This is a genomic window from Streptomyces sp. NPDC003720, from assembly GCF_042875075.1.
Lineage (GTDB): Bacteria > Actinomycetota > Actinomycetes > Streptomycetales > Streptomycetaceae > Streptomyces.
This window is the reverse complement of sequence record NZ_JBIANZ010000001.1, coordinates 1080778-1101145: the sequence shown is the minus strand read 5'-3', so window position 1 is coordinate 1101145 and position 20368 is coordinate 1080778. Positions and strand designations below refer to the sequence as shown.

At 70.0% G+C, this 20368-nt stretch carries 18 protein-coding genes and 1 pseudogene; 11 read left to right on the top strand and 8 right to left on the bottom strand.

Annotation, left to right across the window (positions count from 1 at the left end; all coding sequences use genetic code 11):
- Positions 1 to 14: 14 nt before the first annotated feature.
- Entirely contained in the window at positions 15 to 572 is a 558-nt protein-coding gene (locus ACFYU0_RS05355) for an SMI1/KNR4 family protein (RefSeq protein ID WP_389297914.1), read from the bottom strand.
- An 810-nt stretch (positions 573 to 1382) separates the two neighbouring features.
- Between ACFYU0_RS05355 and ACFYU0_RS05350 the strand changes: the two genes are divergently transcribed.
- Positions 1383 to 2816 carry a pre-peptidase C-terminal domain-containing protein gene (locus ACFYU0_RS05350; protein WP_351663664.1) on the top strand — a complete coding sequence of 478 codons (1434 nt, stop codon included), beginning with the start codon at positions 1383 to 1385 and terminating at the stop codon, positions 2814 to 2816.
- Between the two features lie 261 nt (positions 2817 to 3077).
- Here the strand turns inward: ACFYU0_RS05350 and ACFYU0_RS05345 are convergent, their stop codons facing one another.
- From ACFYU0_RS05345 to ACFYU0_RS05320, 6 genes and pseudogenes are all read right to left on the bottom strand, one after another.
- The gene (locus ACFYU0_RS05345) at positions 3078 to 4298 is read right to left on the bottom strand and encodes an MFS transporter (protein WP_389297912.1); all 1221 of its coding nucleotides are present in this window, start codon (positions 4296 to 4298) and stop codon (positions 3078 to 3080) included.
- A gap of 461 nt (positions 4299 to 4759) precedes the next feature.
- On the bottom strand, positions 4760 to 5101 hold the full coding sequence (locus ACFYU0_RS05340; protein ID WP_389297910.1) for a hypothetical protein: 342 nt from the start codon (positions 5099 to 5101) through the stop codon (positions 4760 to 4762).
- A gap of 71 nt (positions 5102 to 5172) precedes the next feature.
- The gene (locus ACFYU0_RS05335; protein WP_389297908.1) at positions 5173 to 5364 is read right to left on the bottom strand and encodes a hypothetical protein; all 192 of its coding nucleotides are present in this window, start codon (positions 5362 to 5364) and stop codon (positions 5173 to 5175) included.
- 240 nt (positions 5365 to 5604) lie between these two features.
- Positions 5605 to 5781, bottom strand: a pseudogene (locus tag ACFYU0_RS05330) (lamin tail domain-containing protein); the annotation flags it as partial.
- A 34-nt stretch (positions 5782 to 5815) separates the two neighbouring features.
- Positions 5816 to 6364: a PaaI family thioesterase gene (locus tag ACFYU0_RS05325; RefSeq protein WP_389297906.1), complete on the bottom strand. Its 549-nt coding sequence runs from the start codon at positions 6362 to 6364 to the stop codon at positions 5816 to 5818.
- A gap of 69 nt (positions 6365 to 6433) precedes the next feature.
- Positions 6434 to 6733 carry a putative quinol monooxygenase gene (locus ACFYU0_RS05320; protein ID WP_389297904.1) on the bottom strand — a complete coding sequence of 100 codons (300 nt, stop codon included), beginning with the start codon at positions 6731 to 6733 and terminating at the stop codon, positions 6434 to 6436.
- Between the two features lie 119 nt (positions 6734 to 6852).
- Here ACFYU0_RS05320 and ACFYU0_RS05315 point away from each other — a divergent pair, with 119 nt between their 5' ends.
- The 4 genes from ACFYU0_RS05315 to ACFYU0_RS05300 all read left to right on the top strand — a co-directional run bounded on the left by ACFYU0_RS05315 (position 6853) and on the right by ACFYU0_RS05300 (position 11261).
- The gene (locus ACFYU0_RS05315) at positions 6853 to 7812 is read left to right on the top strand and encodes a GlxA family transcriptional regulator (RefSeq protein ID WP_389297901.1); all 960 of its coding nucleotides are present in this window, start codon (positions 6853 to 6855) and stop codon (positions 7810 to 7812) included.
- 367 nt (positions 7813 to 8179) lie between these two features.
- A complete protein-coding gene (locus ACFYU0_RS05310) occupies positions 8180 to 8746 on the top strand; it encodes a putative immunity protein (protein ID WP_389297899.1) in 567 nt (188 codons plus the stop codon).
- A 293-nt stretch (positions 8747 to 9039) separates the two neighbouring features.
- A complete protein-coding gene (locus ACFYU0_RS05305; RefSeq protein ID WP_389297897.1) occupies positions 9040 to 10470 on the top strand; it encodes a selenium-binding protein SBP56-related protein in 1431 nt (476 codons plus the stop codon).
- Positions 10471 to 10481: 11 nt separating this feature from the next.
- Complete coding sequence (locus ACFYU0_RS05300; protein ID WP_389297895.1) at positions 10482 to 11261, top strand: hypothetical protein; 780 nt, start codon at positions 10482 to 10484, stop codon at positions 11259 to 11261.
- Positions 11262 to 11555: 294 nt separating this feature from the next.
- Here ACFYU0_RS05300 and ACFYU0_RS05295 read toward each other — a convergent pair whose 3' ends face one another.
- A complete protein-coding gene (locus ACFYU0_RS05295) occupies positions 11556 to 11975 on the bottom strand; it encodes a hypothetical protein (RefSeq protein WP_351663648.1) in 420 nt (139 codons plus the stop codon).
- 314 nt (positions 11976 to 12289) lie between these two features.
- Between ACFYU0_RS05295 and ACFYU0_RS05290 the strand changes: the two genes are divergently transcribed.
- The 6 genes from ACFYU0_RS05290 (at position 12290) to ACFYU0_RS05265 (ending at position 20368) form a co-directional block, all read left to right on the top strand.
- The gene (locus ACFYU0_RS05290; protein ID WP_389297893.1) at positions 12290 to 15181 is read left to right on the top strand and encodes a hypothetical protein; all 2892 of its coding nucleotides are present in this window, start codon (positions 12290 to 12292) and stop codon (positions 15179 to 15181) included.
- 200 nt (positions 15182 to 15381) lie between these two features.
- On the top strand, positions 15382 to 16233 hold the full coding sequence (locus tag ACFYU0_RS05285; protein WP_389297891.1) for an MBL fold metallo-hydrolase: 852 nt from the start codon (positions 15382 to 15384) through the stop codon (positions 16231 to 16233).
- Positions 16234 to 16592: 359 nt separating this feature from the next.
- Entirely contained in the window at positions 16593 to 17954 is a 1362-nt protein-coding gene (locus tag ACFYU0_RS05280; protein WP_389297889.1) for a bifunctional o-acetylhomoserine/o-acetylserine sulfhydrylase, read from the top strand.
- 5 nt (positions 17955 to 17959) lie between these two features.
- On the top strand, positions 17960 to 19102 hold the full coding sequence (locus ACFYU0_RS05275) for a homoserine O-acetyltransferase (RefSeq protein WP_389297887.1): 1143 nt from the start codon (positions 17960 to 17962) through the stop codon (positions 19100 to 19102).
- 210 nt (positions 19103 to 19312) lie between these two features.
- A complete protein-coding gene (locus tag ACFYU0_RS05270) occupies positions 19313 to 20101 on the top strand; it encodes a GntR family transcriptional regulator (protein ID WP_389297885.1) in 789 nt (262 codons plus the stop codon).
- Positions 20102 to 20140: 39 nt separating this feature from the next.
- Positions 20141 to 20368: a ferredoxin family protein gene (locus ACFYU0_RS05265; protein ID WP_030180763.1), complete on the top strand. Its 228-nt coding sequence runs from the start codon at positions 20141 to 20143 to the stop codon at positions 20366 to 20368.

Here is a 20368-nt window from a genome sequence, read left to right as displayed (position 1 = left end):
CGGAGAGCACCCGGTCAGAGCGGGCCTGGGTGCCAGGCCACCGTCGTTGCCCCTGGGGTCAGGCCGCCCCAGGACCGGTCGTCGAGCCAGACTTGTCCGGCGTTCGTGCCCGTGATGACGAGGCGAGAGAAGGTACCGCAGCCGATCTCGCTGAGGACAAGAGACCCCGCAACCGAGTAGTCGGCGTCGCCTCCCCTGCCCGGTCCCGGCCAGTCCGTGGTGTGCGGGAACGGGGTGGTCAGAAAGCCGGCTCGCAGGCACTCGGTCCGGAAGTCGTGCAGGGCCTCTTCGTCATCCACTTCCTCTGCCAGGCCCAGCAGTCCGTAGTGAGGTCCCGCTCCGCCACCGGCGACCGTGCCCAGAAAGTCCCGATAGGACGCGGGCAGGGTGACGCCGTGTAGTTGCTCGAAGGAGCGGATCGCGCCCTCCGGCAGGAGCGGTTGGAGCCGGTATCCGTGGTGCGCAGCACCGAAGCGGCGACGCTCAGGATCCTCCAGGGCCATCGCGGCAACACGAGAGCGCACCGAGACGCCGTTCCAGGTCCCGCTCGAGGCGGCAGCATCAGCGGTCACGCCCGAACCGTATCCCCGTCCGGCTCCACCAGGATCAATGGCCTGGGGCCCGGCCGTGTGGCGGGATGGCAGTCCGGGGCCTTGCTCACGATAGGCGGCTTCGGATGTGCACGGTGCCGTCGTGCCGGTGGAGGTACAACTCGCCGAACTCGGTGTCAGCGAAGGCGATCAGACCCTCCGCTGACAATCCGTCGGCAGACCCTTTCCGGCCAGATCCTCCCGAGCCGGGGGGACGCATTGCGTCGGCCGGGCGGGTCTCGTACTGGCCACTGTGGCACACCCACCAGATGGGCAGGCCGACGTCCCGCAGAAACCGTCCGCTAACGGCGTAGGTGAGCCCTTCGGGCAGCTCCTCATCGGACGACGCCTTCGGGGAGCAGCACGTGCTGCGCATCCCTGGGGTCAATGCCCGCGTCGCGCGGCCAGTCCCGCAGCGTGACGGCGTCCGTTTCCTACGGCGGCCGATGGGTCCGCTTACCGCGGCACGGTTCGAGTGGCGAAGGCCTCGGCGCCCTCCCACTCCGCAGGAAACTACAGAAGTCCAATCGCCTTGCATAGATGTAACACCGATTACGTTGCTATAGCTCCACCCGACCACCGCGTAAATTGGCCAAATGTCCGCTTACGTGCGGCCTCTGAGGCTCCGATAGAGCCGTCTCGCTAAATTCCGCCTTACATCTTCCCGTAACAAGCTACTGCTTGTATGTTCCGCTACTGCCGACTCAACACGCCGCTGTCGGTCCGTCAGAAAGAGGTGAGCGGAGGCGCGTTCCTCCCGCACCCGTCTCTTCCCGCAACCCAGGAGCACCGATGACCTCACGCGCGCTGAGCAGGCCCCTCACCTCGCTCCTTGTGATCGCGGCGGCCGCCACGACCCTCGCCGTCACCAGTGATCCCGCCCATGCCGCCGCGGACCGCATCCGCCTCGGCAGCGCGTCCGATGTCAGCCGATCAAGCTGGTCCGGCCCCGCCTTCACCATGAATGGCGACGGCGGTGTCGTCGGTGGCTCCATGACGAGGGCCATCGACGCGATCCGCGGCAACACCGGAAGCCTCGACGTCGTCGTGCTGGCCGGCTCGGCTCCCACGTCGGGCAGCAAGACCCCCGAGTGCGACACGATCACCGCTCTCTCCGGCGTCAACTCCTGTACCACCTGGACGCTGACTGCCGCATCCGACGGCAACAACACCCAACTGAACGCTGACATCCGCAACGCGGAGTTCGTCTACTTCGCCGGCGGCGACCAGTGCCGCTACGCCGCCTGGAAAGGCACTTCTCTCCAGGCCTCCGTACAGTCCGTCGTCGCCAAGGGTGGCGGCTCCGGCGGCGGCAGTGCCGGCCTCCACATCAACAGCTCCATCGTCTACGACGCCTGCACCGCGAGCGCGACCTCGGCCACCGCGCTCGCCAACCCCTACGACAAGTCCGTCACGTTCACTACCGGCATGTTCAACTGGCCGAACTACGGCGACACGATCAACGACTCCCATTTCGTTGCCCGCGACCGCATGGGCCGCACCATGGCGTTCGTCGCCCGTGCCATCAAGGACGGCCTGACCAGCCAGGGCAAGGCATGGGGCGTGGGTATCAACGAAGGAGGCAGCTCTCTCTACGTCGACAAGAACGGACTGGCCACACTGATTGGCAGCGACGCCTACGTCGTCCTCGGCGACCACCAGCCGGAGCAGGCCGTCGCCGGCAAGCCCCTGACTTTCTCCGACTACAAGATCTGGCACCTCACCAGCGGCCAGACCTTTGACTTCAAAAACCGTCCCACTTGCGGCTATTACCGACGCAGCGTCAACAATGGCGTCGCTGACCCCAACCTGTACAGCGGCACGCCCGAGACCGGTTGCGGCACCTCGGGGGGAGGCACGACGGTCGGCGAAAGCGAGCCGAACGACTCCCGCTCCACCGCTGACGACATCACGTCGAGCACTCCCCCGCTGACCCTGACCGGCGCCCTGAGCACCACTTCCGACCGGGACTACTTCAAGTTCACCCTGGCCTCCGGCAGGACCGCGACCATCTCCTGCGCGATCCCCGACGCCTACGACGCGGACGCCTATCTCCTCGACTCGACCGGAACCACACTCACGAGGTCGGTGAACGACGGCCGGGGCACCGACGAGTCCCTCACCTACACCCGCACGGCCTCGGGTAGTGGGACGTACTACCTGGACCTCGAGGCCTACGCCGGTTCCGGCTCGGCCACCTACGCCTGCGACCTGAGTGCGGTCTGACTGCGACCAGAGGCCCAGACCGCTCGCGCGTCCGGAAATGCTGCTAACGGACCTATGCCGGCCCCTCAACCGCGGCGCCGAGTTGGTCGTGGGTCTCGGCCCTGTGGTCTGCGGGCGCTCACTGTCCGACCGACCCGCAGACCGGGGCGGCGCTCATCCCCACCCGGCGCCGAGCACTTCGCGACGAATCGGCCGCCGGTCTGGGCGTCGACCTGCGCCCCGTCATGGTCCGGGCCCGCACCGACACCCGCCTCGCACATGTCACTCGATGCCCGGCTGTGCGAAGCGCCTGAAATCCGGGACCGCCGTATACAGCACCAGCATGACCGCCACCACCAGCAGACCTCCGCCCGTGACCGCCCACATGGGACCGACCAGGGAGGCCGCTGCACCGTGGGCCAGGCCCGCGAGGCGGGGGCCGCCGGCGGCTATCACCGTGTCGGCGCCTTGCAGACGACCTCGCAGCTCGTCGGTGACGACGGTTTGAAGCGCGGACTTGCGGTACGCGCTCAGCACGGTGAGCGCAGCGCCGGCCAGGACGAGCAGGCCTGAAGCGGCTGCCAGGGACCGGGCCAGGCCGAACCCGGCGATGGCCCCGCCCCAGCAGCAGACCGCGCCGCAGATCGCGGGGCCATAGCGACGGTTCCGGGTGAACGTCCCGGACAGCAGCCCGGCCAGCACGCTGCCGACCGGGATCGCCGCATACAGCACGCCCACGACGTCAGCGCCGCGCAGTCCTGTGGCGAGTTGCGGGTACACCGCGTAGGGCAGGCCGAGGAAGAGCGCTGAGAAGTCGGCGGCGTAGGTGACGACCAGGACCTTGTCCGTGGTGAGCAGTCGAAGCCCGGCCAACACGCCGTTCCTGCCAAGGCCGCGTCCGCCGGAACTTACAGGCAACAGGGGCGGAAGGCGCCACACGGCCAGGAGCGTCGCCGTGAGCGCCACGGCATCGATCAAGTAGAGCGTGGGGCTCCCCACAACAGGCAGCAGCGCGCCGGCCAGCAGCGGGCCGGCGATTCCTGCTGACCAGGAAGCCGTCGACTGCAGCGTGTTCGCCGCCGGGAGGACTGCAGCGGGCACCAGGCGTGGAACGACTGCGCCGCCTGCGGCGGCGTTCGCGCCGAAGCAGGCCTGTTGCAGCCCCACAAGGACGAGCAGTAGCACCACCGAACGCAGGTGGGCCGCGGCTTGGAACCACAGCAGCAGCGAGGCCACCCCGATCACGGCATTGGTGCACAGCAGCACCAGACGTCGGTCGGCGGTGTCCGCCACGGCTCCTCCCCACAGCGATCCGAGGACCATTGGAACGAAGCCGACGAGGCCCGCGAGTCCAACGTCTGCGGAGGAACCGGTCAGGCCGTAGATCTGCATCGGCACGGCCACCGCCGTGAACTGAGCACCCGACGTCGTGATTGCACCCGCGAGCCACAGTCTGCGGAAGTCCCCATGCCGCAGCGGCTCGATATCCATGAAGATCCGCATGGCCAAACGCTGGGGCTTACCCCTGCGGCAAGGTCAAGGCCGGCCCCCAGACCCCGTCCACACCTGCCGAGGGCCCCTGTCGCTCTGTCCTCTCCCTAGCACCGGCGGAACCTCCGGGGAGTGCGCGGAGCCCCGCCTGTCAGTGGTGCGAGGGAGAATGCGTCATGACTCACCGATCGCGCCCCCGCGTGCAGCTACTCACCGGCGGGCCAGGACCGCCGCTTCCCTGAAGCGTCGGGACACCACCGACATACGTAGCGCGGACTTGGGCGGGCCCCCTGACGAGTGGGCGTTCCCCCGCAGAAGGCCCACCCCGTGTCAGACGGGACGCGTTGGGCGCGGACGCCGACTGGCTTATGCGGTCGAGGTATCCCGGCTGGAGGCGTCCGTATGCCGTACGGGACGTGTGCGACGCGCGCCGTCACCACGGAGACGGTTCAGATCGGGCGCCCCGCCCGGTGTCAGTCCAGCGCCTCCAAGCTGGTAGCCGCCTCGGACACCCCGGCGATTTGGGAAACAGGTCGTCCTGCAAACCGCACCTGATGCGCGTCACGTTGCGGGGATGCGGCTTCGGGGAACGTCCCGTGTCCGCGCCATGGGAGGGCGGACGGCACGTAGTGGGCCCGGGCGGCGGCTCCGCCGCTGTCGATTTCGAAGTACAGCAGGGAGAACGCGAGGACGGTGGTGGCCCACAGGCTGCCGCCGGCCTGCAGGAGGGCGTCGGCGGAATTGGTCTCGCTGCCGCCGTGCACGAGGTCGTCGGTCAACCGGACGGTCGACCAGATCGCGCCGCACGCCAGCACGCTGACCAGGGCGATCGAGATCGCGCGCAGAGCGGCCGAGCGGCGGCTGATGCGGCCCGGGTCGCCGGCGATCAGCGCACCAGGAGGAGCCCTTCGACGGCGGGGAGCGCCCAGCGGGGCCCCAGGCGAAGGTCGTCGGGCAGCAGCAGGGTCAGCACCGCGGCGGCGATGACGGCTGCGGCCATCGGCCAGCGGGACTCGCCGTAGGGCACCTGCCGGGGCTCGTGCCGGCTGCTCTCGTCCGCGGGGTGCGGTCCGGTCATGTCCGGCTGCCGTCCGGGGTCGAGCCGCTGAGGCGGGTGCGGTGGCGGACCGGCCACGGTCGGGTCGTCTCGAATGCCATCGCCTCATTGTGCGGAAGGGCTGCCATGTCGGCATCGTGTGACACGCGCGTACGCGGCTCGACAGCGGGTGGGCCCTCCCTATTGAGAGAGGGCCCACCCGTGGGGCGCCGGTCTCATGGAACGGTGTGAACGGTGTCGGCTACCGCCGCCGGTAGGGGGTCAGCGGCGGTGTCCGCGGCGACGGCCCCGGGAGACGTCGTCGACGAACCGGCCGCGGTCGTTGCGCAGTGTCGCGGTGTCGTGGTCGTTGTTCCGCACGTACGCCCGCCGGTCCTGAAACAGGTCGGCGCGGCTGTCGCGGCCGACACCGGTGTGAACGCGGACCGCGCAACGACCGGCTCACGCGAGCATCGGCCGACGGGCGACTCCGCTACGGCAGCGGGAAGACGGCGCACGTGGTGGTCGCGTGGGCGTACAGCTTCCCGTCCGCGGAGCCGATGACCCTGGCCTCGGCCGTCGCGGTGGTCCGGCCCGCGTGGATCACTGTGCCCTCGCACCGCAGGCTCGGGGTGTCGGGGAAGACGGGGCGCACCATGTTCACGCCGAGCTGGATCGTGGTGTAGGCGCGCCCCGCGGGGAGCGTCGACATCACGGCGCTGCCGAGAGCCGAGTCGAGGAGCGTGGCGAGGAACCCGCCGTGCACCGTGCCCATGGGGTTGAGCAGGTGCTCGGCGGGTTCGCCCACGAAGACGGCCCGGCCGTGCTCCGCCGCCACGAGACGGAAGCCGAGCGTCCCGCAGATCGGTGCTTGCGGGAACCGGCCCTCGACGCACATTCGGAGCACCTCGAGACCCGAGCGGCCGGCGCCGTCGGCGTAGCTGGTGGGCGGCTCCCACGTGTGGGTCCGGGAGCGGACGCCGGGTCCCGCCTCGCGCGGGGCTGTGGTGTCCGGCGCCGCGGCGGAGGGCGTTGATGTCATGGTCGGTGGATCTCCGTGTTCTTCTCGTCGTTCACATACTCAAGGGGTTCGCGGGGCGTGTGGGGCCGATCAGGGCAGCTTGACCGCGAGCAGGTCGACCGGCCGGATGTCGGGGGCCGAGGCGAGCATGGTGTCCGCGGCGCCCATGAGCGCGGCGGCGATCCGTCCGCGGAGGTGTTCCGTGCGGTCGTCGTCGTTCTCGAAGGTGTCGAAGACACCGAAGGTGGTGGCGTTCTCCCGGAAGGCGAACCAGGTGACGGTCCGCTTCTCCTCCTCGGCGAGGCGCACGGCCTCGGTCAGCATCCGGGCGATGTCGTCGGCGAATTCGGGCTTGGCCTCGATGCGGGCCAGCAGGCCGATGTTGTTCATGACGGGATTCCTTCGGCTCGGTGTGCGGTGCTCTGCGGCACCGGCGACACCACTCACGCTAGGTCGCCGAAGGGCTCGGCCCCAGTGTCGGAAACGACAGCTCTGATACCGTTCCCGACATGGATGTCTCCGTACTCGTGTACGACGGCGTGTTCGACTCGGGGCTCTGCGCGGCTCTGGACGTGCTGGAGGCGGCCAACGCCATGCGCGGCGAGCTGCCCCAGCCGCCGCCCGCCTGGAACGTCCGGACGATCGCCTTCACTCCGCAGGTGCGCACCGGCGCCGGGCACCTCGTCACGGCGGAGCCCGCGGGGAGCACGGACGGCACGGAACTGCTGCTCGTGCCCGCCCTGGCCGAGCGCAGACCGGAGGCGCTGCTGGAGCGGGTCGGCGGGGCCGGTCTGGCCGAGGTGCGGGATCTGGTCGCCGAGCACCGGGGCCGGGACGCGCCGGTGGCCTCGGCCTGCACGGGCACCTTCCTGCTCGCCGAGTCGGGCGTGCTCGACGGCCGCCGCGCGACGACCACCTGGTGGCTCGCGCCCGTCTTCCGCCGCCGCTACCCGAAGGTCGTGCTCGACGAGAGCAGCATGGTGACCGCCACGCAGGGGGTGACCACGGCGGGTGCCGCCTTCGGCCACGTCGACCTGGCGCTCGCCGTCGTGCGGATGGCGAGTCCCGCTCTCGCCGACCTGGTCGCCCGGTACCTGGTCGTGGACGAGCGTCCCTCGCAGTCCGCGTACACCATTCCGAGCGCCCTCGCGCAGAGCGACCCGCTGATCGCCGCGTTCGAACACTGGGCGCGCCGGCACCTTGAAGCGCCGAACAGCCTGGCCGAGGCCGCGCGTGCCCTCGGCGTCAGCGAGCGCACGCTCCAACGCACGGTTCGCCGGGTGATGAACACGACGCCCGTACGGTTCGTCCAGGACCTGCGGGTCGAACAGGCCACGCATCTGCTGCGGACCACCGACCTGTCCCTGGAGACCATCGCGCGCAAGGTGGGGTACGAGCACGCCGCCACCCTGCGCGCGCTGCTGCGCGCCCGTACCGGCGCCACCACGGCGGGTCTGCGCACCCGGTGACCGCGGGGGCGCCCCGGCCCTGGCGCAGCACCCGGCCCAGCTCGGCGAGCAGCCGGGCGTCGCCGAACGGTTTGGCCAGCAGTCCGGTGGCCCCGGCCGCCTCGCCCTCGTCCACCAGGGACGGCTCCGGCTCGTCGGTCAGCAGATGCTGGGCGTGGAGGCGTAACGCAGGCACCAGTGCATCGACACCGGACTCGGCCAACTCGCCGACCCCCTCACCCGCGACACCGCCCTCGCCGTCGTCAGCCTGTCAACGAGAGCGGGCCGCATGACATCGCATTGACGATCATGCGTCCCGTGAGACATCTCAAAGGCCAGGAAGGCAAGCCTCCTCCATTAACTAACCGCTTTGAAGGCGGTCGGGGCAGTGGTCAAGGATGAGTTCATGGCAGCTAACGGGAGCGAGATCGTTCTGAGCAAGCAGGAACTTCGTGAGGTGACCGCGTTCGCCGCCGCGTGCGCGGAGATGGCGCTCGTCATATTCGCGGCCGATCAGCCAGACGACTCGCGACCCCGAGACGCTGTCGCTGCCGCGTGGGAATTCGCTCGGGGTGGCGAGCGCGGGAAGTCTCTGCGCGACACAGCGTCGGCGGCCCTCAAGGCGGCCAAGAACGCGGACACCGAGGCAGCGCGCGATGCAGCCTGGGCGGCGATGTCCGCGGCAGGCGCCGCCTATCTCCATCCACTCGCCAAGGCCACCCAGGTCAAGCACATCCTCGGAGCCGGCGCTTACGCGGCCAGAGCGGCCGAACTGGCCGCCGCTGAAGATCGGAGCGTTGCTTCGGAGCAACTTGAGCGAGCGGCGCGACACGCGACCCCGGTTGTCGTGGACGTACTCAGACGTTTCCCGGCGGCACCAGGCGGGGGCGGACGGGTCGGTGAGTTGATCCGCCGGTTGGACGCCGATCTTCGTTCACTCGCCTTCACGGAGTGACGTCGATGGTCCGGCTGCGGTCGACGCCCGACGCCATCAGCAGAGAGCACGACACGGGCGAGCCATGTCAGCGGGGGCGCCGGCCGCCCGCTGGGGACGCAGCGGGATCAAGCGGCGACACTCCCTTGCGGCCGCCAGCCGCCGTGGCAGGGCCCCGGGGACTGTGAAACGCTCGGAAACAGTGGCATATCCGTCCTTCACCGCACGTCGACGGCGGACGAGAGAGCCGGCCCGTCCGTGACGGGGGTTCACCCGGTTCCTGGCCCTGATGTTCGCCGAGTGGGGAACACACGATGACGACGACCGAGCACCCGCACGACCACGACGGCCACCAGGACTCGACCTTGTACCGCACCCCGGCAGACGCCGTCGCCGCGCCCAGGGAGGAACTCGCCTACGTCGTCGGGTTCGACCCGGCCGGAACGCGCCCGGACGCGCTGTTCACCGTCGGCACCGACCCCGACTCCGCGGCGTACGGCCGGGTGATCGCCCACGCCGAGGTGCCCGGCGTGGGCAACGAACTGCACCACTTCGGCTGGAACGCCTGCTCGAGCGCGCTGGCCCATGCCGGTCACCACCACGCCACGCGCCGCTACCTCATCGTCCCCGGATTGCGCTCCTCCAGGCTGCACGTCTTCGACACCGTCCCCGATCCGGCCCGTCCCCGCCTGGTCAAGACGGTCGAGCCCGGCGAACTGGCCACCCGGGCCGGGTACTCGCGCCCGCACACCCTGCACTGCGGTCCCGACGGCGTCTTCCTGTCCTGCCTGGGCGGCGCGGACGGCGCGGACGGGCCCGGCGGCGTGGCGCTCCTGGATCACGAGAGCTTCGAGGTGCTGCGCGGTTGGGAGAGCGAGCGCGGGCCGCAGCACCTCGCCTACGACGTCTGGTGGCACCTGGCGCAGAACATCGCCGTCACCAGCGAGTGGGGAACGCCCTCCATGATCGAGGACGGTCTCGTCCCCGACCTGCTGCTGGATCGCCGATACGGCCACTGCCTGCACTTCTGGGAACTCGGCACCGGCCGGCACCTGCAGCAGGTCGACCTGGGCGACGCCCACCAGATGGTCCTGGAACTGCGTCCCGCGCACGACCCCGAGGCCACCTGGGGGTTCACCAACACCGTGGTCGACGTCGAGGACCTGTCGGCCTCGGTGTGGCGTTGGGACCGCGACGGCGAGGACTTCCACGTCACCAAGGTGATCACCCTCCCGGCCGAGCCCGCCCCGGCCGAAGACCTGCCTCCGGCGCTCAAGCCGTTCGGCGCCGTGCCCCCGCTGATCACCGACATCGACCTCTCGGTGGACGACCGGTGGCTGTACGTCTCTGCGTGGGGCACCGGCGACCTCATCCAGTACGACGTGAGCGACCCGCGGCAGCCCAGGCGGACCGCGGCCGTTCGGCTCGGCGGCATCACCGCCCGCCAACCGCACCCCGCCACGCCCGACGTGCCTCTGACGGGCGGGGCTCAGATGGTCGAGGTCAGCCGCGACGGGCAGCGCGTATACCTGACGAACTCCCTGTACGCCGCCTGGGACGAGCAGTTCTATCCCGCGGGCATCGAGCCGTGGATGGTCAAGCTGGACGCCGATACTTCCCGCGGCGGGCTGTCGGTGGACGGCCGCTTCTTCCCCCACGGCGAGGACTTCGCCGGCCTGCGCGTGCACCAGACACGCCTGCAGGGCGGCGACGCCTCCTCCGACTCCTACTGCTACCGCCGCTGACCCCAGCGCCGGTGACCAGAAGCACCATGCTCTGCGCCTTCGAAGCGGTTGGCACGCACCACGCCGGAGATTCGGCCGGGCTGCTGCCTCTGGCCGCGTCGCTGGTGGCAGCATCGCTGGTGGCTCTGGCCACGATGGCGGGAGCTTGGGCGGCGCGGCGGGTACCGGGCCCTACCGTGCTCGTGCCGGCCGCCGCGTCCGGCATCCTGCTGGTCATCGCTGTCCTCGATCTGCTGCCCGACGCGTGGGACGAGGCCGCCGAGGCCGGCCTGCCACCGTGGGCGGTGCCGTTCACAGCGCTCGCCTCGTTCGCCCTCATGGGCGCCCCTGCCCGGACCGGCTGCCCGTGCGGGCGGGAACGTGCGGGCGGCATCGGTGCGGCGGCAGGACTCGCCGTGCACCGATTCGTGGAAGGCACGGCCCTCGCCCTGACCACCTCCCCCGCCGTGATCGCCGCGCTCCTCGTACACGCCGCAGGGGAAGGCCTGGCCCTGACCGCGCTCTTGGCCGCCCAGCCCGGACGGCGCACGGCTTGCTGGCTCGCACTCGCCTGCCTCAGCCCACTCGCCGGCGTGCTCGTCACGAGCGCCGTCCCGCTCCCGGACGGCCTCCTGCCCTTCCTCCTCGCCGCCGTCGCCGGCGTCCTCGGCCAGGCCGCACGGGTGGCACTCGGCCTCGCCCGCCGCCAACGACCCGCCGGTCGGCGGGTGCGGACGATCCCGATCAGCGCGGCAGTGACCCTCGCGGCCGTCGCCACCGTTCTCTCTCTGCTCATAGCGGCCGGCCGCTGAACGCGATACGAACACGGACCGGATACCGGAGGGCATCCTGAGAGCCGCAGAGGCAGGAGGTGGCGGCGGCCTTCTCGTACGCGGCGGCGCCGCAAACGGCTGGGGCGTGTATCGGACGTGCTCTTCGGCGGCGAGAGGGCGGCCACCCTCCATCAATCGCCCGGGTGCCCCGAAGGGCGGCGCGCTCCGGGCGCATCCACTGCCCGTACGCCGGCCAGTGTCGTGGTGTCCTGTGGCCAGTCTCCGGTGAGACCGGCCACAGCTCACCTCGTCACCAGGTGCCCGTCCCGCGCCTCAGCTGACGTCCTTGCAGGGCAGTCCCACGGAGGTGTACGTGCCACCGGAGAGCTCCCACCCTTCGGCGCAGGTCTGACCGGTTCCCCTGCCGGACCCCACGACGCCGGGATAGGCGCTGTCCTGGCCGTTGACCCTCATGTTGGGGCCCCACACGTTGATGTGGCCGTAGAACCGGTTCGTGCCGCTGTAACTGCCGCGGGTCGTGTAGCCGGACGCGTTGCCGGTCACGCTGATGCAGACCTTGTGGTTGCATCCGCGCGCATCCTTCATCTGCGCCTCGCTGCCCACCCGGAGACATACGTCTTTGGCGCATGTCCAGTTCGCGTCGGCCGCCTCAGCCGTCTCCGCGGCTCCGGCGACCGCGCCGCTTCCTACGATCAGGCCGAACACCGCTGCCGCGACGAGTACTGAACGCATCGAGCCTCCTATGTGAGGGAGTACCGGGCCCTGGGCGGTCCCCTGGGCCTCGGCTCAGGGATAGCCGGAATCCCTTGTTCGGTGTCCGGGCGGCGGCGGTGAACAATCAATCGCGGAACATCACATCGCCGGCCAGCGCACGCGAGCCCGTCCGGTCAGCCGGCTCCGGGCGCCAGGCATCGTGCGCCGATCGCAAGAGCCGGCCCCCGTCACACGGAACGGTGACGAACGGGCCGAAAATCTTCGCCCAGGCACCGGTGGCCTCCGCCGGCCGGGAACACTTGCTGCAGACCAGGTCGGATCGTGGGGGAAGCATGCCGCGCAAGGAGTCACCGCTGCCTGAGGGCGACGCCCCCGTGGTCAGGTTCGCCGCAGGGCTGAGGGAACTTCGCCGGACGGCAGGTGGGCCCCCCTACCGCGATCTCGCGGCGCGCGCGCACTATTCGGTGGCGACTCTGTCGAGCGCCGCCGCGGGCCGGAGGCTGCCGTCCCTGGAGGTGACCCGGGGCTATGTCAGCGCCTGCGGCGGTGACGTGGAGCAATGGGAGACCCTCTGGCACGCGACGGCCGCAGCCATCGCTCACGCGGAGGGCCCGGCGCGCACCGCTCCCCCGCAGGATGAGGGCGACTCGCCCTACCCGGGACTCGCCTCCTTCGGCTCCCGGCAGAGCCGGTTCTTCTTCGGGCGCGAACGCGTGGTCGAGCAGCTGCGCAGGCGGCTCGGAGAACAACGGCTCATCGCCCTTTTCGGCGCATCCGGAGCCGGTAAGTCCTCGGTGCTCCACGCAGGGCTGTCAGCGAGCCTGCGATCCGAGGGCCGGACCGTTGTCACGCTCACACCAGGCGTCCGGCCGCTGGAGGAGCTCGCGGTACGGCTGGCCGGCCATGTCGGCACCACGCCAGGCCGCTTGCTGGAGGAGGTGCGCGCGCATCCCGGGAACCTGCACCTCCTCCTGCGTCAGATCGTCACCGACAGGCCCGGCCATGACGCAGTGATCCTGGTCGTCGACCAGTTCGAGGAACTCTTCACCCTCTGCACCCGCCCCGAGGAACGGTGCCATTTCATCGATGCTCTCCTCCTGGCCGCCCGTGCCGAGAACAGTGCGTGCCGCGTCGTCCTGGGTGTCAGGGCGGACTTCTACGCCCACTGCATCGCACACGTCGAACTCGCCAGGGCCCTCGACGCGGCGATGGTGACGCTCGGGCCGATGCATGGCGAGGAGCTGCAACGAGCCATCTGCCGCCCCGCGGACGTGGTCGGCTGCCGAGTCGAAGGGCGGCTGCTGGCCTACCTGATCGCCCAGGCGCAGGGCAACGCCGGGATGCTTCCGCTGCTCTCCCACGCGCTTCTGGAAACATGGCGGCACCGCCGGGGCACGCTGCTGACCATGGAGGCCTGCCGGGCCGCGGGATCGATCGAGCACGCCCTGACTCACACGGCAGAACGGTTCTACGAAGCGCTCAGCGCCCGCCAGAAGGACGCAGCCAGGCACCTTTTCTTGAGGCTTGTCGCCGTCGGGGAGACCGTCGAGGACACCAAGCGCCGCATCCGCCGCTCCGAGTTGTCCACCGATGCGGACACCACGGCGATCGTCGATCGCGCGACCGCTGAACGGCTGATCATCCTGGACGGCCAGCATGTGGAACTGACGCACGAAGCACTCATCCGCGGGTGGCCGCGACTGCGCGGATGGCTCGCGGAGGACCGCGAGGTTCTGCGCACCCACCGGCAACTGACGGAAGCGGCCGCGACCTGGGCGCACCTGGAGCAGGACCCGGGTGCCCTGTTGCGAGGTGCACGACTGGAAGCGGCTCGCCCTCTGGCTCAGGCCGAGGGCGCGGTCCTCACTGCACGCGAAAGGGCGTTCCTTGACGCGAGTCTGGCCGCGGAAGGCGCGGACCTGGCGGCAACTGCCCGGCGCAGGCGCCGACGGCGTCTGATGATCGCGGCGTCAGCGGTGCTTCTCGGGGTGTCCCTGACCACTTCTTTCCTCGCGGTGCACGCCGACCGGGAGGTCACGGCCCAGCGCGACGAAGCCGTCGCCCACAACGCGAGCGCGGCAGCCACCGAACTGTCGCACCGGTCACCGGGGCTAGCCGCACAGATCGCCCTGGCCGCCTACCGGTTACGGCCCGGCCGGCACAGCCGCGACGCGCTGCTCAGTACGCTGATGTCCACTTGGACCGCGCACAGGGCCGAGATGTACGCCTTCGACGTCAGCCCCGACGGCACGGTGCTCGCAACGGGAGGACGAGACCGCACCGTACGCCTGTGGGACATGCGCGCTCCGCGTCACCCCCGCGAAACAGCCGTGCTCACCGGCCACAAGGAGGCGGTCTACGCGGTCGCCATGGACCCCGGTCGCGCCGTACTGGCCAGCGCGGGAGCCGACGGAATGCTCACCCTGTGGGACGTCGCCGATCCGCGCCGACCGCGCCGACTCTCCACTGTGCAGACCCACACGAGGACGGTCCGCGCCCTGGCCTTCAGCCCGTCCGGGCAGACCCTCGTCAGCGCCGGCAGCGACGGGAAGGTGGTGCTGTGGAACACCCGGTCCGTCAGCAGACCCGTCCGCGGCCTCAGCTTGCACGGCCATCGGGACGAGGTCCGGTCCGTGGCCTTCAGCGCGGACGGACGGCTGCTGGCGAGCGCGGGAGGCGGCGACGAACGCGTCATCCTCTGGGATACGACGTCCCCTGCTCATCCTGTGAAGCGGGCCGATTGGCGGGCGCACACCACGACCGCTCTCTCCGTCGCGTTCAACCCGCGCACCTCTGTCCTCGCCACAGCCGGCGGCGGTGACCGTCCCGTGAAACTGTGGCGCGTCACGGGAACGCACCGGCCGGTGTTGCTCGCCGGGCTGGACGGGCCGACCGACGTGGTCGGCAGCGTCGAGTTCAGCCCCGACGGCCGCATGCTGGCGGCGGGCAGCGACGACCGCACAGCCCGTATCTGGCGAGTCTCCTCACCTCGGCGGCCGCAGAAGGAGGTCGCACTCGCGGGATTCACGACGGCGGTACTGGGGCTCAGGTTCACTCCCGACGGGAAGCAGGTGGTCACCGCCGTGTTCGACGGGACCGCCCACACGCTGCCGACCGATTTCGGCCAGCTCGTCATCCACGCATGTGCCTACGCCGGCCAGCCCCTTACCCACGACCAGTGGCGTCACTATTTTGGCGAACTGCCGTATCGTCGGCCGTGTTGAAGAAGGTGACACCAGTACTCAACAGGCTCTGCCGCAGTGGCCACGAACATCACGGCACATCTCCTTACGATCACCGCGACCGGCAGATCGTGTTCCACCCGGCACGATGACGACTGCAGTAGCTCCCGAACCCATCGACACAGGCCGGCGGATCTGGCCCCGACCTCCGTCCACCGGCCTTCGACCCCTACCATCGGGCCATGGTCGATGACGCTCAGGTACGCGCCACCTTCTTGGGAACCTCAACCGTCTACCTGAACGATGGGGTCTCGGGCGTGCTGATCGACGGCTTCCTGAGCAGACCGTCGCTGCTGCGCGTCGCGTTCGGGCGTGTCGCTCCCAATCCCAAGCGCGTCACCCACGCGCTGTCGAAGGCAGGCATCAGTCGCCTCGATGCGCTCCTGGTCGCTCACTCCCACTATGACCACGCTATGGACGCTCCCGAGATCGTCAGGCGTCTGGGCGGCGTGATGTACGGGTCGTCCTCGACCCTCAACATCGGGCGCGGCGCTGGTCTGGGTGAAGCCTCGATGGCGATCATCGGCGACGGTGACGTTGTGACTGCAGGAGCCTTCACTGTTCGCGTCTTCGAGGGTGAGCACAGTCCAGGGAACCGCTTCCCAGGCCCCATCGAGCAACCACTGGTGCCGCCGGCCAAGGTCGGCGACTACCGCGACGGCGGCTGCTACTCCTTCCACGTCGCCCACGCCAGCGGGTCGTTGCTCATCCACCCGAGCGCGAACTTCGTGCCGGGCAAATTCGACGATCTGAACGTCGATGCCCTGTATCTCGGCGTGGGCGCTCTAGGTGCACAGTCGGAGCAGTTCCAAGACGAGTACTGGCGACATGTGGTGGACGCTACCCGGCCGTCCTTGATTGTGCCGGTGCACTGGGACAACTTCTTCCGGTCGCTCGACCGGGCGCTGCGGCCCCTGCCCTCTTTCATGGACAAGTTCGACCGCACGAGAGCGTGGCTGGACCGCCAGAGCGCCGCCACCGGCATCCCCGTCCGTTTCCAGCAGCCTTTCGAGATCATTTCCCCTCTCGCCTGACCCGCGGACGACGCGTCGGGCACCGGGCGGCTCGGGCGAAGCCATCGGCCCCGATGTCCGCCAGCGCTGGAGGGTTCGCGTTGCGCTGGTGCGCGGCTACCCCCATGTGGTTATCTGGCCTCATGACCGTGCTCGTGACCCGCCGCCACGTTGACTACGTGCGTGTCACCACCACGCTCTGTTCTGCCGTGAGCTGAGTCCGCGCTCCGGCCTCCGGCCCGGCCTTTCCCACTCTTTCCACCGCACTGCGCTGACCGCCACCCGCGTTCCGGTCGCGGCTTTCAGCCCTGTGGTTCCTTCGCGCCTTTCCATCTGCCGTATCGCGGGCATCTCCGCCTTCCGCATAAGGGAGCACCACCATGAGCCAGCCCATCGACTCCGTCACCGCCGGCCACACCCCTGAAGAACCGTCCACCGGGCCCGACCTCTCGGCCTGGTCGTTCGAGACCAAGCAGATCCACGCCGGGGCCGCCCCTGACCCGACCACGGGCGCTCGGGCGACGCCCATCTACCAGACGACGTCTTTCGTGTTCCGCAACACCCAGCACGCCGCAGACCTGTTCTCGCTCGCCGAGCCCGGCAACATCTACACCCGCATCCACAACCCCACCCAGGACGTCTTCGAGCAGCGGATCGCCGCCCTTGAGGGTGGGGTCGCGGCCGTAGCGCTCTCCTCCGGGCAGGCCGCGGAGACCCTGGCGATCCTGACGCTCGCCGGCTCCGGCGACCACATCGTCTCGGCTACGTCGCTGTACGGCGGCACGTACAACCTGTTCCGGCACACTCTGCCCAAGCTGGGCATCGAGGTGTCGTTCGTGGACGACCCGGACGACTTCAATGCCTGGCGGGCGGCGATCCGGCCGAACACCAAGGCGCTGTTCGCGGAGACGCTGGGCAATCCGCGCGGCAACGTGCTCGACGTACGAGCGGTCGCGGACGTTGCGCACGCGGCCGGGCTGCCGCTGATCGTGGACAACACGGTCCCTACTCCCTATCTCCTGCGGCCCATCGAGCACGGCGCGGACATCGTCGTCCACTCGGCGACCAAGTTCCTGGGCGGGCACGGCACGGCGATCGCGGGTGTCGTCGTCGACGGCGGCACCTTCGACTTCGGGGCTCATGCCCAGCGGTTCCCGGACTTCACGGAGCCCGACCCCAGCTACCACGGGCTGCAGTACTGGCCGGCGCTCGGCCCGGGTTCTTTCGCCGTGAAGCTCCGGGTGCAGCTGCTCCGCGACCTCGGACCGGCCCTCTCGCCGCACTCCGCCTTCCTGCTGCTGCAGGGCGTGGAGACTCTGAGCCTCCGTATCGAACGGCATTCGGCCAACGCCCAGGCCCTGGCCGAATGGCTGGAACAGCGGGATGAGGTAGCGGCCGTCCACTATGCGGGGCTGGAGTCCAGCAAGTGGTACGAGGCGGGGCAGAAGTACCTGCCGCGCGGCGCCGGTGCCGTGGTCTCCTTCGAGCTGCGGGACGGTGTCGAGGCGGGCAAACGGTTCGTGGACGCGGTGGAGCTCTTCAGTCACCTGGCCAACATCGGTGATGTGCGCAGCCTCATCATCCATCCGGCGTCCACCACGCACAGTCAGCTCGACGAGGAGCAGTTGGCGGCCACCGGCACCTCCCCCGGCCTGGTGCGTTTGTCGGTGGGCATCGAGAACCTCGCCGATCTGAAGGCCGACCTGGAGGCAGGGTTCCGCGCGGCGAAGGGCGCGTCCTGAACACCGTGGTGACGCCGTCCGTGGTCCCCCTCCCGCCGGCCTCCGGGGCCTGGCGGGAGGGGGACCCGCCGGGGCGTCGCCAGTGGTACGAGCGTGACGCACCGATTCCCTTGGAGGTGGGCGGCGAGCTTCCGGGGGTGCGGCTCGCGTTCGAGACGTGGGGGCGGCCGGCGCCCGACCGTTCGAACGCGGTGCTGGTCCTGCACGCCCTGACCGGCGACAGCCACGTCGCCGGGCCCGCCGAGCCCGGGCACCCCACTCCCGGCTGGTGGGACGGGCTCATCGGTCCCGGGCGCGCGCTCGACACGGACCGCTGGTTCGTCGTGGCTCCGAACGTGCTGGGCGGTTGTCAGGGCAGCACCGGACCGTCGTCGTTCACCCCGGATGGACGCCGCTGGGGCAGTGCCTTCCCCTTCCTGACACAGCGCGACCAGGTCGCCGTCGAGGCGGACTTGGCAGACGCGTTGGGCGTCGACCGTTGGGCGTTGGTCGTCGGCGGGTCGATGGGCGGGATGCGGGCGCTGGAATGGGCCGTATCGCATCCGGAACGGACTCGGGCGCTTCTGCTGCTCGCCACGACGGCCGCGGCGAGCGCAGAGCAGATTGCCTGGGCGAACATCCAGCTCCATGCCATTCGCAGCGACCCGCACTGGCGCGGCGGTGACTACCACGACGCCGGCCCCGGGCTCGGCCCGCATGCGGGGCTCGGCCTGGCCCGTCGCCTGGCCCATGTGACCTACCGCAGCGAACCTGAGCTTCAGGTCCGCTTCGGCCGCGCACCGCAGGGTACGGAGGATCCCTGGAACGGCGGCCGGTTCCAGGTCGAGTCCTACCTCGACCACCACGCCGCCAAGCTCGTGAGCCGTTTCGACGCGGGCAGCTACGTCACCCTGACAAAGGCCATGAACAGTCACGACATCGGTCGCGGCCGGGGCGGTACGCACGCCGCCCTGAGCCGTGTGACAGCCAGGACCCTCGTCGCGGGCGTCGACTCGGACCGCCTCTATCCGCTGTCCCAGCAGGCGGAGTTGGCGGCCGGGATCCCAACAGCGGATCACGTCCGGGTGGTCGAATCCCAGTACGGTCACGACGGCTTCCTCATCGAAGTGGATCAGGTCGCCGAACTCGTGGGCGAACTCGTCGACTAGACCGCGTGGGGTGACCGTGGCCTCGCCGTCCAGTCAGCGCGCCCGCGGCGGCGGGCGCGCCGCCCGATCCCGCCAGCCACCGGCGAACACACTGGCAGATCTTCCCGTCCGTCCGACAAAACCCCAGGTCAGATGATGGCTGATTGCGTGTCAGGTGGCGCAATACTCCGGCAACACCGCTTTCCCTACCAGATAGGTATGGTCCAAAACATGTCAACCGCGGACCGCATCCGAGACCACGCCGGCCAAGGCGCGACCACCGTCGCCGCCCACCGTGCGCGGCGACGGCTGCGCGCCGACCGGGCACGCCAGCTCGCCGACCTGCTCCGCCACCAGCTTCTGGCCGGGGAGTTCCCGGACGGCGCGCTCCCCCACGAGACGACCCTCGCCGCCGACTACAGTGCCTCCCGCAACACCGTCCGCCAGGCACTGGAGCTGCTTCGAGCCGAGGGCCTGGTGGAACGCCTCCCCGGCGTCGGCACGGTCGTCGTAGGCCAGAAGTACCTCCACGGCCTGGACCGCCTGATGGGCCTTGCGGAAACCCTTCGCGAACACGGCCACGTCACCAACGAGGTCCGCACCATGGGCCCCGTGCCCGCTCCCGCCCCGGTGGCCGACCGGCTGCGCCTCCCGCCCGGTGCCGACGTCCTCTACATCGAACGTCTCCGCCGGCTGAACGGCCTGCCCCTGTCCCTCGACCTCACGTACATCCCGCTCGACCTCGGCACCGCCCTGCTCGGCCAGGACCTGGAGAACACCGACATCTTCCGGCTCCTGGAGACGCTCACCGGCCGGCGTCTCGGCCACGCGGAGATCAGCCTGGAGGCGGTGAACGCCGACGCCCACTCCGCTGCAGTCCTCGAAGCCCCGCAGGGCGCCGCCGTCATGATGCTGGAACGCCTCACCCACCTCTCCGACGGCCGTCCGGTCGATCTCGAGTTCATCCGCTTCCGCGGCGACCGCATCACGATGAGCGGCCTGCTGCACCGCTCCCTCTGACGCGACCACCCTCCTTGTCCGACCTCCCTGGAGACAGCCATGCCCTTGGCACCCCAGCGGGCCGACGTGCCCGTGACCATCGACGAGTCCAAGTGCATCGACGGCTGCACCCTCTGCGTGGACATGTGCCCGCTGGACTCCCTCGCCATCGACGACAGCACCGGCAAGGCGTACATGCACGTCGACGAGTGCTGGTACTGCGGCCCGTGCGCGGCCCGCTGTCCCACCGGAGCCGTCACGGTCAACATGCCCTACCTGCTCCGGTGA